Annotated in this window: 14 protein-coding genes; 8 read left to right on the top strand and 6 right to left on the bottom strand. The window is 65.2% G+C overall.

The window, feature by feature from the left end:
• The 3 genes from QOH60_RS13230 to QOH60_RS13220 all read right to left on the bottom strand — a co-directional run.
• Nucleotides 1–515, bottom strand: a 515-nt coding sequence (locus QOH60_RS13230; protein WP_526420959.1) for an RNA polymerase sigma factor, incomplete at its 3' end; no start/stop codon positions are given.
• 73 nt (nucleotides 516–588) lie between these two features.
• Entirely contained in the window at nucleotides 589–789 is a 201-nt protein-coding gene (locus QOH60_RS13225) for a hypothetical protein (protein WP_526420957.1), read from the bottom strand.
• 139 nt (nucleotides 790–928) lie between these two features.
• On the bottom strand, nucleotides 929–1,597 hold the full coding sequence (locus QOH60_RS13220; RefSeq protein WP_526420955.1) for a fasciclin domain-containing protein: 669 nt from the start codon (nucleotides 1,595–1,597) through the stop codon (nucleotides 929–931).
• A gap of 137 nt (nucleotides 1,598–1,734) precedes the next feature.
• On the opposite strand from QOH60_RS13220, the gene QOH60_RS13215 reads away from it, so the two are divergent.
• Nucleotides 1,735–3,396, top strand: coding sequence for a cytochrome c biogenesis protein DipZ (locus QOH60_RS13215; protein ID WP_526420953.1), 1,662 nt, complete (start codon nucleotides 1,735–1,737; stop codon nucleotides 3,394–3,396).
• A 552-nt stretch (nucleotides 3,397–3,948) separates the two neighbouring features.
• On the opposite strand, the gene QOH60_RS13210 is transcribed toward QOH60_RS13215, so the two are convergent.
• Nucleotides 3,949–4,620: a hypothetical protein gene (locus tag QOH60_RS13210; RefSeq protein WP_526420951.1), complete on the bottom strand. Its 672-nt coding sequence runs from the start codon at nucleotides 4,618–4,620 to the stop codon at nucleotides 3,949–3,951.
• Here QOH60_RS13210 and QOH60_RS13205 point away from each other — a divergent pair.
• The 5 genes from QOH60_RS13205 to QOH60_RS13185 are packed head-to-tail and all read left to right on the top strand — an operon-like array spanning nucleotide 4,571 to nucleotide 8,415.
• Entirely contained in the window at nucleotides 4,571–5,569 is a 999-nt protein-coding gene (locus tag QOH60_RS13205; protein WP_526420949.1) for a hypothetical protein, read from the top strand. The two genes, QOH60_RS13210 and QOH60_RS13205, sit on opposite strands and share 50 nt — an antisense overlap.
• A 21-nt stretch (nucleotides 5,570–5,590) precedes the next feature.
• Entirely contained in the window at nucleotides 5,591–6,322 is a 732-nt protein-coding gene (locus tag QOH60_RS13200; RefSeq protein ID WP_526420947.1) for a hypothetical protein, read from the top strand.
• The gene (locus QOH60_RS13195) at nucleotides 6,313–6,762 is read left to right on the top strand and encodes a VOC family protein (protein WP_526420945.1); all 450 of its coding nucleotides are present in this window, start codon (nucleotides 6,313–6,315) and stop codon (nucleotides 6,760–6,762) included. Before QOH60_RS13200 ends, QOH60_RS13195 begins: the two co-directional genes overlap by 10 nt.
• The gene (locus QOH60_RS13190) at nucleotides 6,759–7,490 is read left to right on the top strand and encodes an SDR family NAD(P)-dependent oxidoreductase (RefSeq protein ID WP_526420942.1); all 732 of its coding nucleotides are present in this window, start codon (nucleotides 6,759–6,761) and stop codon (nucleotides 7,488–7,490) included. The genes QOH60_RS13195 and QOH60_RS13190 overlap by 4 nt, the downstream gene beginning before the upstream one ends.
• Before the next feature lie 31 nt (nucleotides 7,491–7,521).
• A complete protein-coding gene (locus QOH60_RS13185; protein ID WP_526420940.1) occupies nucleotides 7,522–8,415 on the top strand; it encodes a mycobacterial-type methylenetetrahydrofolate reductase in 894 nt (297 codons plus the stop codon).
• A 25-nt stretch (nucleotides 8,416–8,440) separates the two neighbouring features.
• On the opposite strand, the gene QOH60_RS13180 is transcribed toward QOH60_RS13185, so the two are convergent.
• Together QOH60_RS13180 and QOH60_RS13175 are read right to left on the bottom strand one after the other, a co-directional pair.
• Complete coding sequence (locus QOH60_RS13180) at nucleotides 8,441–9,304, bottom strand: SDR family NAD(P)-dependent oxidoreductase (protein WP_526420961.1); 864 nt, start codon at nucleotides 9,302–9,304, stop codon at nucleotides 8,441–8,443.
• Between the two features lie 2 nt (nucleotides 9,305–9,306).
• Complete coding sequence (locus QOH60_RS13175; RefSeq protein ID WP_526420938.1) at nucleotides 9,307–9,966, bottom strand: TetR/AcrR family transcriptional regulator; 660 nt, start codon at nucleotides 9,964–9,966, stop codon at nucleotides 9,307–9,309.
• 58 nt (nucleotides 9,967–10,024) lie between these two features.
• Between QOH60_RS13175 and QOH60_RS13170 the strand changes: the two genes are divergently transcribed.
• Both QOH60_RS13170 and QOH60_RS13165 read left to right on the top strand, forming a co-directional pair.
• Nucleotides 10,025–11,023, top strand: coding sequence for an aromatic ring-hydroxylating oxygenase subunit alpha (locus QOH60_RS13170; RefSeq protein WP_526420936.1), 999 nt, complete (start codon nucleotides 10,025–10,027; stop codon nucleotides 11,021–11,023).
• A partial coding sequence (locus QOH60_RS13165) for an NAD(P)H-dependent amine dehydrogenase family protein (RefSeq protein ID WP_526420934.1) occupies nucleotides 11,024–12,081 on the top strand: 1,058 nt, incomplete at its 3' end.

Genomic DNA, 12,081 nt, shown 5'->3' with positions numbered 1-12,081 from the left:
CGTGACTTGATTGTCGCGAGATTGGCCGAAAGGCGTTCGGACACCTGTACGTAGGTGAGCCCGTTGTAGTACGCGAGTTCGATCGATTCGCGCTGTGTGTCGGTGAGCGCGTCCAGACACTCGACCACTCGGCGGCCTTCCTCGCGAGTGATCACGGAGTCGGCCACCACGTCGGTGTCGCGCTCGGCTGTCGCCGAGCCGTATCGCGAATCGCGCTGCGTCGCGGCTTGTTCGGTGCGCACCCTATCGACGGCACGGCGGTGCGCCAGCGTCATGAGCCACGCCAGTGCCGAACCCGCCGCCGGGTCGAACTTCGCGGCGTTCTGCCACACCTGGAGATAGACCTCCTGTGTGGTCTCTTCGCTGTAACCCTGGTCACGCACCACGCGAGTCACCAGTCCGAAGACCCGAGCCTTGGTGCGGTCGTAGAAAGTGGCGAACGCCTCCGCGTCCCGGTTCGCGACCCGGCGCAACAACGCAGCCAGTGCGTCGTCCACCTGCGGAGATCGGGTCATCGTGCCGTAGCATAACCGCCCTCCTATGGTCAGGATGAAGCGCTCAGTGCCGCAGCCGCCGCACTGGCGGTGGTCATGGTTGCGTCCTCGGCCTCTCACGCAGGGGGCCCAGGCCGGTGGCCGACGACCAGCTGTCGTAGGCGGCGAGATCGTCATAATCCGTGGTTCTCGGCGCCCGGCCGACTGCCCATCGCAACGTCGCAGCGGCCGTGCGTTCTGTCACCGCCGCGGTGACGAGTGCAGTCTGGGTGATCACGCGAACCGTGCTGCGCACCGCGTCCATGGTCCTGCTCTCTCAACATCGTTGATTTCTTCCCAATATCGTTGCTGCACAACGTATCCGCTTGATTCGCCGCGACGACGCCGCACAATGGGGCTGGTGGGCGCCGTCACGGCGGTCCGCTATCGGGCAATCACTGCGGCATCATCACCGTGTCGATCATGTACACGGTGGCATTCGCCGCCTTCACGCCGCCGCACACCAGCCCGGAGTCGTTGAACTTGAGAGCCTCCCCGGCCCCGGCGACGTTCACTGACCCACTCTGCAGCGTCGGCTGCATTCCGACGACCTTGTCAGGCGACAACTGACCCTTCACCACGTGATAGGTAAGGATCTTTGTCAGCAGGTCGGAGTCGGTCTTGAGCGTGTCGACCGTTGACTGGGGCAGCTTCTTGAATGCGTCGTCGGTCGGTGCGAACACCGTGTACTGGCCGTTGTTCAGTGTGTCCACCAGGTTGACTTTGGGATTCAGCTTGCCCGACAGCGCCGACGTCAACGTGGTCAGCATCGGGTTGTTCGACGCGGCCACCGCGACGGGATCCTGCGCCATTCCGTCGACCGAGCCCGGCCCGCTGGGCACTTGCTGCGCATAGGTCGCGCACCCGGTTCCGACGAGGTTCGCCGCTGGAGCCGCGGGTGCGGTCGTAGACATCGAAGGCGACATCGAGGACGTGCTGCTGGCAGCGGCAGTCGATGACGACGAGGACGAACTCGTGCCGCTGTTCCCACATGCGCTTAGGCCGATCAGTGCTACCGCAGAAACACCCGCTACGGCCACACGCCTGTATTGAAGGTGCTGCATCGACTCACTCCTTTGTGTACGACGGCCGTTGCCGTCCTTACGGGTTCACGTTCACTGGATGCTTCGGAGTCGTGTGGCTCCCGGATGGGTCATCTGCGGGGGCAATCCGAGCGGAGGCCGGTGACGAATGAGGGGGCATGTTCGAGCTTGCGTTGATCGGTCTGCTGGGTGGACTCATCACCGGAATATCGCCATGCATCCTGCCGGTGCTGCCCGTCATCTTCTTCTCCGGTACGAGTGACGGCCGCAGGCCGGTTCTCGTAATCGCCGGGCTGGTACTGAGTTTCGGTGCCGCCACATTGCTGGGCTCGACACTTCTTGCGCTACTTCATCTGCCGCAGGACGCAATGCGTTGGGCGGCACTGGTTCTGCTCGTTCTGATCGGGTTCGGCCTGATCTTCCCGGCGGTGGAACGGCTGCTCGAGCGTCCCTTCGCCCGTATCCCGCAACGGGAAGTCGGCACCAAGGGCAATGGCTTCGGGTTAGGGCTGGTGCTAGGGCTGCTATTTGTTCCGTGCGCCGGCCCGGTGCTCGCCGCGATCGTGGTCGCCGGCGCCACCGGATCGATTGGGCTGCCGACGGTCACGTTGACTGTTGCGTTCGCCATCGGTGTCGCCGTGCCGTTGTTGATTTTTGCGCTCGCCGGAAAGCGAATCACTGAGCGGGTCGGCGCTTTTCGGCGCCGTCAGCGTGGGATCCGGATCGCCGGCGGTATCACGATGATCCTGCTTGCGGTCGCGTTGGTGCTCGACGTGCCCGCCGCACTGCAGCGTTCGATTCCCGACTACACCGCCTCACTGCAGGAGCACGTCGGTGAGACCGACGTCGAGCAAAAGCTGAACCTGGGCGGCATCGTCACCGACCAGAATCGGCAACTGTCGAACTGCACCAACAGCGGCCGGCAACTTCAAGATTGCGGGCCGGCACCCGACATCAAGGGGATCGACGGGTGGCTCAACAGCGCGCCGCTCGACCTTGCGTCCCTTCGCGGCAAAGTCGTGCTCGTCGACTTTTGGGCGTACTCGTGCATCAACTGCCAGCGCTCGATCCCACACGTCACGGCCTGGTACAACGCCTACCGGGACAGTGGGTTCGTGGTGATCGGGATTCACACTCCCGAGTACGCCTTCGAGAAGGTTTCGGCCAACGTCGCCGATGGCGCGGCCGGGCTCGGGATCACCTATCCCATCGCGCTCGACAACGGGTACTCGACATGGACCAATTACCGCAACCGGTACTGGCCGGCGGAGTACCTGATCGATGCCACCGGCAAGGTGCGGCACATCAAATTCGGCGAGGGCGACTATGACGTCACCGAGAAGCTGATTCGCGAACTGCTCACCGATGCCGATCGATCGGCGAAGCTGCCGCCGCCCTCCGATTCGGCCGACACGACGCCTCGGGACGTACAGACGCCGGAGACCTACCTTTCGGTGGGCAAGGTGGTTAACTACGGAGGAGCCGCAAAGTACGACGAGGGCACCGCGACGTTCGCGTACCCGCCGACGCTGGCCGACGACGCCTTCGCGTTGACCGGCCCGTGGATGCTCGATTACCAAGGCGCGACCGCGATCGGTGACACGTCGGCCATCCGGCTCAACTACCACGCCAAGAAGGTCTACGTCGTCGCGGGCGGAACCGGGACGCTGACGGTCGGCCGCAACGGCAAGTCCAGCGTTATCCCGATCACCGGGCCACCGAATCTGCATGAGATCGGCAGCGCCGACGCCTCCGAAGCCGGCCAACTCGAGGTCGGAGTAAGCCCGGGGCTTCAGGTGTTCTCGTTCACCTACGGATAGACACCAGGCGTCACAACTGACTCAAGAGACGCTCGAATAACAATTTCATGTCGGCCCAAGGGCTCGGAGTAACGAACGAGGGACATGGGCCTATTAACGCTATGGGTGCCCCAGGAGCCAATGGAGCCTTCGTTTCGTACGACGCAGTCAGATCGCGCTCGCATCTGATTCTCCGGCGGCGGCAAGGGGTGGGTCGCAGAAGTGGCGGACGGTCCGCCGCCTCAGCGATGAATGGGAGTCGACGGCGATGGGTGCAATCTTTCGGGCTTGTCGTGGCCGCGGGGCAATACGTCGGGGGACGATCGTCGTGCTGGCGACGGGAACGACGATCTCGTTGACAGCGCTGACCGGAGGTATCGCTCCGGCATTCGGTGATCCGGGCAAGGGCGATTCGGGCAATGGGCCTACGATAACGATGCCTGTCGCGCCGCCCCGCGCGTCTGGCGGCGGCGGCGGTGGTCAGGGACGGAATCCCGATGGCGCGGCCGCGCCGCAGCAACCGCGCGTCGTGCCGGCAGCTCCGTCAGCACCGCCCGAGATACCCCCGCAAGTTCAGGTGCCCGTAGTCCCGCAGGCACCCGAGCCGGCTCCGGCTCCAGTAGCACCCGCGCCGGCTCCGGCTCCCGTGGTGAGTGCGCCGCCTCCAGTAGCACCGGCGCCGCCTCCCGTGGTGAGTGCTCCGCCTCCCGTGGTGAGTGCGCCACCCAAGGTGCCTGAGGCTCCGCCCGCGGTGACTGAGCCCAAGCCGGTGACGACCACAATCCCGAAGGTAGCGCCGAGCACGCCGAACCCGGTGCCGCGCAACATAAGTAAGCCAGCTCCTGAGAGTGCGGCACCGCCAGCGCCCGTCGCGTCACCGTCCCCGAGCGCCCCTGCGGCTTCGCCGAGCGCGCCGCCGGCGGCTGTGTCAGGGCCCTCGCCGGCACCCGCCGTCGCACCTTTGCCGAGCGCGAGCCCGGCACCGGCCGTGGCACCTTCGCCGAGCGCGAGTCCGGCACCGGCTCTCGCACCGGCGCCAGGCGCGAGCCCGTCGCCGTCGCCCACTGCGGGCCCGACGAACGCGATCGCCCAACCGGCCCCGAAGTTGGCCGGCGAGCAGTCATCGCCGCAGTCGCCGTCCGGCGCTGGCGCGCCGGGGTCTGCACCCTCGTCCGAGGGCTCGAAGACCAGCCGCGTGCTGGAAGTCCACGACGCAACGAAACTGCAAGCGCCGGAAGCCGACATCGAGCTCGCGAAGGCGTCGAAGCCGATCGAACAGCGGCCCGAACCGGCATCGAAGGCCGATGTCGACGACCTGAAGAACACCGTCAAGTTGTCCAGCGCGAAGAACGGCGACCGCCAATTCGATCCGCCCGGCCGTCCCGACAAGAACGACGGTCCCGGCCGTCCCGACTGGAACAAGGGCCCCGGCTATCCCGACTGGAACGAACACGGTGGGTATCAACATGATTCGTACCATGCGCCGTGTCAGTGGGACCGCAACTGGGTGCAGTACGACGACTACTACCGGCCTGTTCTGTTCAACCCGTATCACCAGACGGTGAAAATCATCTACGTCTACCAGAACCAGCCGCGGATCGTGTGGATCCCTCCGCTGGCACGAATCGTGTTGAACGCGCTGGAATATGCCGCGTACAGCTTCACCGCTCTGGTGGTCGACACCGTCGGAACACTCGTCAACGCCGCAGTCGGCACCTTCTTCGGTGGCGGCTACTACCCGGATCCCTACTATGGCGCGCCGCCGCCCCCACCTCCGCCGCCGCTGCTGGCGTATAACCAGGTTCCCGTCTCGGTGAACTACAGCAACGCCTCCTACGAGCCGTTCCTGGTTAACCGCGTCGTCGACGTCGGCAACGACGCCGTGTACGGCGAGCACAAGGTGCTGCTCGACGGCGTGACACCGGCATGGGGCCAGTGGACGCAAACAGCGGACGGCCAGCGGCAGTTCGAAGTCCATAAGACTCAACAGTTTCCGGGGCTGGAAGAACCCCGCGAGGGTCCGCTGCCCGGCGACTACCAGCTGAAGCTGGCCAACAAAACAGCCGCTGAACCCTCTGGTCTTTCGGCCAAGGATCTGTGGGCCATCGCTGCCTCAGGAGTGGTGGGAGTCTTGGGGATCGGTTGGCTTGCGGCCTACGGGATATCCCGGCGGAGGTCACCCGAGCTGGAGTGACCCGGGTGTAGCGTCAGCCAGATGCCGAACAGGGTCAAGGCTGGGATCTACAGCCTGACGCCACCGATGTCGGCGGACGACGATGCCTACCTGCAGTGGCATCTGCTCGACCACATGCCCGAGCAATATCAGTTGCCCGGCATCGTCCTCGGCAGCCGATGGATCGCCGACAACGCGCATCGCGCCGCCCGGATCGCCGGCGAGGGGCCGCTCGCCGAGATCGGAAGCGTGGTCAGCTATCTCGTCGGACCCCCGGTTGGCCAAACGATCGAGGACTTCATCCAGTTGGGTCACGCACTGCGGGAGGCCGGGCGGTACCCGATTGTGCGGCCGTCTCTGCAGATCTCGGTGCTGAGACTGCTTGACTACCAAGCGTCTCCGCACGCGCTGATCTCACCGGAGGTGGTGCCCTTCCGGCCTCATCGCGGCGTCGTGCTGATCGTCGAAGAGCCGACGGACGGCCGCCCGGATACCTGGCTGCAATGGCTGCGCGCCGCGCACTACCCCCGACTGCTGGGAACCGTGGGAGTCGCCGGTGCGTGGACGTTCGGGACATCCCGTGCCATCGCATCTAGTTCACCGGCCTGGCACACCGACTTTCAGTACATCACCGTCGTCTACCTCGACGACGACACGCTGGCAACCACGCGCAAACTCGTGCCGATCATCGAACAGCGGTGGGAAAACGCTGCCGTCCGACCGCTTTTCGCCGGCCCGCTCAAATCGATGGTGGCGTTTGAGGCATGGCCCTGATGTCCGCGGTCCACCACATCGCCATCGTCACCTCCGATGTCAAGGCGTCGACGAGCTTCTGGTGCGACGGGCTCGGTCTGACGGAGCTTTTCGACTACACATTTGCCGGCGACTGGCCCACCCTTTTCGGCGCGAAGACCGAGCAGTTGCGGTCGATCTTCCTCGGTGACCCAACCGCCCCGAATGCCGGCATCGTCGAGTTGGTCGTCTTCGACGACGTGCTCGCGGCCCCGCCCGCGTCCGACACACCTGCGTTCGGCTTCTTCCTGCTGTCGCTGCAGCGCGACGTGGACGCGACGCTTGCCGCGCTGGCGGATCTCGGTTTCGACGACGGCGTCCGGCGCATCTCGATGCCCGCCCCCGGTGGTAAGACGGTGGACATGGCAGTGATCAACGCGCCCGACGGCGTCCGCGTCGAACTGATCGGTCCCGCCCGATGACAGCGATCGTCACCGGCGGCGGGTCCGGAATCGGCAGCGCCGTCGTCGACCGGCTCCGCACGGCCGGACACGACGTCGTCGTCTGGGACATCGACGGCGGCGACATCGACTGCGACATCAGCGATCCCGACGCCGTGTCGGCGGCGATCGCCAAGACCGTCACCGACCACGGCGCACCGGACCGCCTCGTCGCATCCGCGGGTATCGGGGCGTCCGGGCTGCTCGTCGACCAATCACCGGCCGACTGGCAGCGGGTCATCGACACCAACCTGACCGGAACCTGGCTGACACTGCGCGCCGTCGCGCGGGCGATGATCGATGCCGGCACCGGCGGATCGATCGTCGCTGTCTCCAGCGTCAGCGGAACCCTGGTGGACCGCGACATGGGCGCCTACTGCGTATCGAAGGCCGGCGTGGACATGCTGGTGCGCGTCGCGGCCGCCGAATGGGGCACGTACGGGATCCGGGTCAACGCCGTCGGTCCCGGAGTGACGCGCACACCGATGGTGGCCGAGGCCGCACGGCTTCCTGGCTGGGTCGATGCCCTAAGCGAGCGGACCGCGCTCGGCCGGCTCGGGGAGGCGGACGACGTCGCCGAGGCTGTCGTGGCGATGCTGGAAATGTCCTGGGTCACGGGACAGACGGTGTTCGCCGACGGTGGGCTCGCGCTGCAGAGCCCGATCGACGCCTACGGGCAGATGCAGCGGTTGATGGCCCGCAGGACCTGACCCTCAGACCGGCTTTGTAGGGTGGCGCTTCGTGACGCTCAACACCATCGCGCTCGAGCTCGTGCCACCGAACGTGGAACGCGGGCCCGAGCACGCGATCGAAGAAGCGCGCAAGGTGCTGCAGTTCTCGGCGGCCTCCGGCATTGAAGGCCGGATCCGGCACGTGATGATTCCCGGAATGATCGTCGAGGACGACGACCGGCCGATCGAGATGAAGCCGAAGCTGGACGTGCTGGACTTCTGGTCACTGATCCAGCCTGAGCTGCCCGGCATGAAAGGGCTGTGCACGCAGGTCACCGCGTTCATGGATGAGGCGGCGCTGGGTGATCGGCTCACCGATCTGGGTTCTGCCGGTTTCGAGGGCATCGTTTTCGTCGGGGTGCCGCGCACGATGAACGACGGCGAGGGCTCCGGCGTCGCGCCGACGGACGCGCTGTCGATCTACGCGCAACAGGTGGCCAACCGTGGGGTCATCTTGATCCCTACCCGGGAGGGCGAGCAGGGCCGGTTCGCGTTCAAGTGCGACCAGGGCGCCACGTATGGGATGACGCAGCTGCTGTACTCGGACGCGATCGTCGATTTTCTGACGGACTTCGCCAAGGAGACCGACCATCGCCCGGAGATCCTCCTGTCGTTCGGCTTCGTGCCGAAGGTCGAGAACCGGGTGGGCCTCATCGACTGGCTCATCCAGGACCCGGGCAACGCCGCGGTCGCACAGGAGCAGGTGTTCGTCAAGCAGTTGGCGGCAGGGGAGCCGGCCGAGAAGCGGCAGCTCCTGGTCGATTTGTACAAGCGGGTCATCGACGGCGTCGCCGACCTCGGTTTCCCGTTGAGCATTCACCTGGAGGCGACGTACGGGGTGTCCAAGGCCGCATTCGACACCTTCGCCGAGATGCTGGCCTACTGGTCACCGGCGGCTAGGTGACCCACTCCGGCTGTTCCGTAGTGCCTCAGAGCAGATCGGTGATCGTCTTCAAGCCTGCTTCGTAGAGAATTCCGGGCAACATACCGCCGTCCATCTCGATCGTGGTGCCGTTGACGAAATCGGCTGCGCCAGAGGCTAGAAAGACGCAGATACGGCCGACCTCGGCCGGCTCGCCGCCACGCTGAAGCGGCACATTCTCGAAGTATGTCGCGCCCGTCGGGTCGTCCTTCGGCAGAACGAACGCGCGGAAGTTTTCGGTGATTGTGGGCCCCAACGCAATACAGTTGACCCTTACTTTCGGTCCCCACTCCTGCGCTAGAGAGCGGGTGAGGTGATTCAGTCCCGACTTCGCCGCGCCGTAGGACACCAGCGTGGGCGAGCCGGCCGGATGGCCTGCGCCGCTGGAGATGTTGATGACGCAGCCCGTGCCGTCCTGCTGTTCCATCTGCCGGTAGGCGCGGATTGCGAACCACATCGGGCTGATCAGGTTCATCTGCACCGCGAAGGCGTGGAACAGCGCGGTGCGTTCGAAATCATTGTCGCTGCGGGGCGTGCCCTGAAGGCGTTGCACGAGTTGCGGGATGCTTTCGGCGTGCGGGGCTGGGACGGTCCCGCCGGCGTTGTTGACAAGGATGTCGACGCGCCCGTAGTTGTCGGCAACGCGCTGAACGAGCGCATCGATCGCGTGGTAATCGCCTTGGTCACAGACCATTTGGGCCGACCGCTCGGCCCAGCCGGGTTCAGCGTCGACGCCGGGCAGCGCCTCCAGAGGTGATCTCGAGCAGCCGATGACGGTCGCGCCGGCGCGGAGCAGCTCGTGGGCGATGCCCACACCGACGCCGCGGCTTGTCCCCGTGACGATCGCGACCTTGCCCTCGAGTTCGCCCACCATCAGCGCCTTTCTCCTCTGGGCCTTTCCGGGTCGGATCGCTCCAGATACGTGACGATCGCGTTCGCCAGGCCGCGGCGGGCGAGGTCGAGGTCGTGATAGCTGCCCAGTTGACGCTCGGAGACGATGCCGCGCATGGCACCCGGGATGAACGTGGCTACCTCACGTATCCGCTCGGGGTCGACGTCGACGTCGACGTCGGCGAACGCCCGCTGGCACGCGTCGATCCAGTTGCGCCCCCATGACTGCAGCTCCGCCGCGGTCTGCGGGTAGAGCCGCTCCAGTTCGGCGCCGTCGTGGGGTAGGGCTCGGCGCAGCGTCTCGATCGCCCGAGAGTCAGCGGAGGTCAGCCCGTCGAACAACGTGTCGATGATCTTCGCAACCCGTTCCCGCAGTGGTGAATTCGCGCGCAGCAGCCGCGACGGCAGTTCGCCGCGTCGTTCGGCGGTGCGGCGCAACACCGCGGCCCACAACCCGTCGATGTCGCCGAACTGATACTTGACGGCGCCCCAGGTGGCGCCGATCTCTTTCGCGATGCGGTTAGCCGACGCGGCGCCGGTGTCACCGGACGCCAGCGACCGCAGCGCGGCGTCCAGCATGCTTTCGCGGGTGGCCTGACCGCGCCGATTGGTCCGTCGCACGCTTGTGACGGGCTCGGTCATCCCTGGATCGTAGCCCCCGGATCTTGACTTTCAAAGAACCTTCTGTGATTCTTTCTGTATGGCGAAGCCGGCGTTGTCGATGAAACCGACGGGATGGTTTCAGGTCGCGTGGTCGTCTGAAATCGAGATCGGCGACGTCCACCGGATGAAGTACTTCGATCGCGAGCTCGTCGCATGGCGCGCGCAGTCGGGTCAGCTGACTGTGATGGACGCGTACTGCGAGCACCTCGGAGCCCATCTCGGCTACGGCGGCCACGTCGAGGGGGAGGTCATCCAGTGCCCCTTCCACGGCTGGCAGTGGAATCACGAAGGCCGCAATGTGTGCATCCCGTATGAGCCCCGCCCGAACCGGGGCCGTCGTATCCGCACGTTCCCGGTCGTCGAGCGCAACGAGTCGGTGTACATCTGGCATGACGTCGACGGCCGCGAACCCTACTTCGACGTGCCCGACGTGTTCGCGAGCTTCAACGACGACAGCGGCGCCGCCGACTACTACCCGCAGGCGACCCTCTTCCGCCAAAGCCTGGAGATCCATCCGCAGTACGTGCTCGAAAACGGTGTGGACTTCGCGCATTTCAAGTACGTCCACAAGACACCGATCGTTCCGGTGTTCACCCGCCACGACTTCGACGAACCGGTGTCGTTCGTCGACTTCACGATCACGTTCGAGGGTGACGAGAACCAGTCCATCGATGACGTCGACAGCCGTGTGGAGGCGATCAACGGCGGGCTGGGCATCGCGGTGACGAAAAGTTGGGGCATGATTGACAACCGGACGATCTCGGCAGTCACGCCCGTGGACGAGCGCACCTCCGATGTGCGCTTCATGGTCTACATCGGCCGCCGCCCTGGCGACGACTCGCCGAAGGCGCAGGCAAAAGCCGAAGCCTTTGGGCAGGAAGTGATCCGGCAGTTCGCTCAGGACATCGACATCTGGCGCCACCAGCGCTATTCGGACCCGCCCGCGCTGACCACCGACGAGAACAAGGGCTTCACCGCTATCCGCAAGTGGGCCAACCAATTCTACCCCGAGCCGACACTAGAAAGGCCTCACTAGATGAACAGCACGCCGACCAGGGTGTTCCAGGTGGCGACAGGAAACGTCGGCACCGAGATGATCAAGCGCATCGCAACTCATCCCGACCTGGAACTGATCGGTTTGCATTGCTACACAACGGAAAAGGTCGGGCGCGACGCCGGCGACATCGCGGGCATCGGGCCGATCGGCGTCGTCGCCACCGGTTCCGTTGACGAGATCGTCGCCGCCAAGCCCGACGTGATGACGTTTCACGGTGTGTTTCCCGACGAGGACCTCTACGTGAAAGTGCTTGAAGCCGGTATTAATATCGTCACCACCGCCGACTGGATCACGGGATGGCACCGCGACAAGAACCACCCTCACCCGTCGGGCAAGCGTGTCACGCAGCTGCTGGCAGATGCCTGCGAAAAGGGCGGTTCGACGTTCTACGGGACCGGCATGAATCCGGGCTTGAACCAGATCCTCGGCGTGGTGTGCTCGGCCGACGTCGCCGAAATCGAGAACGTCACCACCATCGAGTCCGTCGACGTGTCCTGCCACCACAGCAAGGACACCTGGATCGAGGTGGGATACGGCCTGCCCGTGGACGATCCGGGGATTCCGGGCAAGCTGGAGAAGTACACCCGGGTCTTCGCCGACAGCGTGCTGATGATGGCCGACTGTTTCGACCTTCAGCTCGACGACGTCAAGTTCAGCTACGAGTTGGGTGCCTGCACGAAGGATGTCGACCTCGGGTGGTACACGCTGCCGAAGGGCTCACTGGGCGGCAACTACATCAAGTACCAGGGCATGGTCGACGGGGTGCCCAGGGTGGAGACGCACCTCGAATGGCAGATGACCCCGCACACCGACCCGAGCTGGGACATCAAAGGCTGCTACATCACCAAGATCAAGGGCGATCCGTGCATTTATAACAAGCACATGGTCTTCCCGAAACCCGGTGTGGACCTTTCCAATCCGGACAACTTCGCGTCTATCGGCATGACGGTCACGGGGTTGCCGGCGCTCAACGCGATCAGGTCGGTAGTCGCCGCTCCGCCGGGATTGCTGACGAGCGCTGACCTCCCGCTGCGCGC

It is taken from the genome of Mycobacterium sp. (genome assembly GCF_032159765.1).
GTDB lineage: Bacteria > Actinomycetota > Actinomycetes > Mycobacteriales > Mycobacteriaceae > Mycobacterium.
Note: the sequence above shows the minus strand (reverse complement) of the source record. Positions and strands in the feature narration are given on the sequence as shown.